This is a genomic window from Kitasatospora griseola (genome assembly GCF_014648555.1).
GTDB lineage: Bacteria > Actinomycetota > Actinomycetes > Streptomycetales > Streptomycetaceae > Kitasatospora > Kitasatospora griseola.
This window is the reverse complement of the sequence record NZ_BMRI01000037.1, coordinates 73,939-76,371: the sequence shown is the minus strand read 5'-3', so window position 1 is coordinate 76,371 and position 2,433 is coordinate 73,939. Positions and strand designations below refer to the sequence as shown.

Here is a 2,433-nt window from a genome sequence, read left to right as displayed (position 1 = left end):
GACGGCACGGTGGTGGCCGGCGTCCGGCTCGCGCCGGAGAAGGAGCTGACCGGCTGACCGGCCAGCGCCGACTTCATGTAGGCCGTCCAGATCTGCGCCGGGAACCGGCCGCCCGCCGCGCTGCCCATGCCGCCGACGCCGTCCAGCGTGACCTGCTTGCCGGTGGCCGGATCCTGACCGAACAGGCCGACCACGGTGACCAGTTCGGGGGTGTAGCCGGCGAACCACACCGACTTGGAGTCGTCGGTGGTGCCGGTCTTGCCGGCCGCCGGGCGGTTCAGCGAGGCGGCCCGGTAGCCGGTGCCGCCCTGGTCGTCGATGACGCCGCGGAGGATCGAGGTGGTGGCGCGGGCGGCGTCCTTGGAGACCGCCTGGGTGGCCTTGTGCTCGGGCAGCGCGACCTGCTCGCCGCCGGACTCCAGCGACTTCACCAGCCACGGGGTGATCTGCTGGCCGTCGTTGTCCAGCGTGGCGTACACACCGGCGAGTTCCAGCACGCTCGGCGAGGCCGAGCCCAGCGGGATCGACGGGACGGCCTTCAGGCCCGGGGTGTCGGCGGGCAGGCCGAGCGCGACCGCGGTGGAGCGGACCTTCTCCAGCCCGGTGTCCTGGGCGAGCTGCGCGAACACCGAGTTCACCGACCAGTCGGTGGCCTGCTGGAGGCTTATCTGACCGTACGAGCGCTCGCCCTCGTTCGGCGGTGCGTAGGGGACGCCCTTGGCGCCGCGCACGGCCCGCCGGTTGGTGCCGTCGTAGACGGTGTCGGCGCTGATCCGGTCGCCGTACTGGGTGCGCGCCCCGGAGTCGAGGGCGGCGGCCAGCGCGATCGCCTTGAAGGTGGAGCCGGCCTGGTAGTCGGTGCGGGTGGCGTTGTCGATCCAGTGCTTGGTGGCGTCGGCGCCGCCGTACAGCGCCAGCACCTGGCCGGTCTTCGGGTCGACCGACACCGCGCCGGCCTGCGCCGCCGCGTCCACCTTGCGGGCGTCCGGCTTCAGGTTGTCGGTCAGCTGGGTCTGCACCGCGTCCTGGAGCTGCTGCTGCTTCTTGGAGTCCACGGTCAGCGTGATGGTGTAGCCGCCCTGGGCGAGCTGGGCGTCGCTGACGATGTGGTTGTCGGTCAGGTACGAGGTGGCGGCGGCCACCAGGTAGCCGGCCTGCCCGGACAGGCCCGGCGCGGACTTCGGCGACTGCACCTCGGGGAAGGCCAGCTGCTTGCGCTCGTCGGCGCCCAGCCACTTCTCCGCCACCATGCCGTCGAGCACGTAGTTCCAGCGCGCCACCGCCTTCTCCTTGCCGGCCTCGGTCGCCGAGGACACGTCGTACGCGCTGGGCGCGTTCAGCAGGGTCGCCAGGTACGCGCCCTGGGCGGCGTTCAACTGGCTGGCGTCGATCCCGAAGTAGGCCTGCGAGGCGGCCTGGATGCCGTACGCGCCGCGCCCGTAGTACGAGGTGTTCAGGTAGGAGGAGAGGATCTCGTCCTTGCTCTGGGTGGCGTCCACCTTGAACGCGATGAAGACTTCCTTGACCTTGCGGCTGACGGTCTGCTTCTGGTTCAGGTACGCGTTCTTCACGTACTGCTGGGTGATCGTCGAGCCGCCCTGGGTGGCGCCGCCGGAGGCGGTGTTGAAGGCGGCGCGGGCCATGCCCTTGAAGTTGACCGCGCCCTCCGAGTAGAAGTTGCGGTCCTCGGCGGCCAGCGCGGCGTGCTGCGCGTCCGCGGAGACCTTGTCCAGGGGGACGTTCTGCCGGTTGGTCTGCCCGGTGCGGGCCAGCAGCGACCCGTCGGAGTACAGCCAGGTGTTGGACTGGGCGGTGGCCGCGGCGTGCGCGTCCGGCACCTTGACCAGGGCGACGCCCAGTGCGAACAGGCCGACCCCGAGCAGCATCGAGGCGGCCAGGCCGACCAGTGCGGTCCGCCAGGTGGGTATCAGTCGGCGCCAGCCGGTTCGTTTCGTGCGTTCACGGGGCTTTCGAGGCAACGGAGACCTTCCCGCAGGCCCCGGACGGGCTGCTCGCTCGGGCGATGGCATGAACCTCGCCAGCTTGATCGATCGACTTGTCAGATGTTAGGGACCTATGTCCTATTTCTCCTAAGACGATCTTTAAATCCCTCTTAGTTGCGTGTCCTTCGTCTCACACACAACGAGTGGGCCCCGGGCGGGGACATGGTCGGCCCGATCACACGATCGAGTCGCGCCGCGGCAGGCCGAACGGAAAACGCCGAAGGCCCCTCGCTCTCGCGAGGGGCCTTCGGCTGTCTGTGCGCCGCCAGGGACTCGAACCCCGGACCCGCTGATTAAGAGTCAGCTGCTCTAACCAACTGAGCTAGCGGCGCTTGCTGACGAAGAGAACAGTACACGCTTCCCGACCTGCGGTGAAACCGGGTTCCCCGCGGCCGCCCAGGGCCTCGGGAACGCCGAAGGCCCCCCGCTT

1 protein-coding gene and 1 tRNA gene are annotated in these 2,433 nt (G+C 69.8%); both read right to left on the bottom strand.

The window, feature by feature from the left end:
* A partial coding sequence (locus tag IEZ12_RS31470) for a transglycosylase domain-containing protein (RefSeq protein ID WP_189276913.1) occupies window positions 1-1,979 on the bottom strand: 1,979 nt, incomplete at its 3' end.
* Window positions 1,980-2,261: 282 nt separating this feature from the next.
* Window positions 2,262-2,335 (bottom strand) — tRNA-Lys (locus IEZ12_RS31465).
* Window positions 2,336-2,433: the final 98 nt, after the last annotated feature.